Source organism: Arthrobacter sp. 05N429, assembly GCF_056397045.1.
The window spans coordinates 1-399 of sequence record NZ_JBFTMQ010000049.1 but is presented as its reverse complement, the minus strand read 5'-3'; the positions used below and the strand labels follow the sequence as shown (position 1 = coordinate 399).

The 399-nt window shown below is 61.9% G+C and carries 1 protein-coding gene; it reads right to left on the bottom strand.

Annotated features, from left to right (window positions below; all coding sequences use genetic code 11):
* A partial coding sequence (locus tag AC1DF4_RS19205) for a biotin carboxylase N-terminal domain-containing protein (protein ID WP_476914363.1) occupies window positions 1-156 on the bottom strand: 156 nt, incomplete at its 3' end.
* Window positions 157-399 lie beyond the last annotated feature (243 nt).

The window sequence follows — 399 nt, the reverse complement described above, 5'->3', positions numbered from 1 at the left end:
GTGCAGGGCGTCGCGATCGGGGTCTGCGTAGACGGCCACGGAAGCGATGCCTACGTCCCGGGCTGCGCGGATAATGCGGACCGCGATTTCGCCTCGGTTGGCGATCAAGACCTTGGTGAGAGGGCTGGAAATGGGCTGCGCCGGATTAGCTGACAAGTTGACTCCTTCTGTCCTTCAGGGAGCCTAGCGTGATTTTGAGGGTTCCGCCCATATTGATGGGGGATTCCGTGTGTGAGACGGCCTGTCTTTGTAGGGTTGCTACAAAGGCTGGAAGCCGGCATTCGGGCCGGCCCCTCGGACCGCCGCTATTCGCTGCTCGCTCCGGAGCCGTTTTGGGTCCAGAGTTCGGTGATTCCGACGTTCGCTTGCCCCAGCAGATCGCGGAGGGTCGAGATGGAG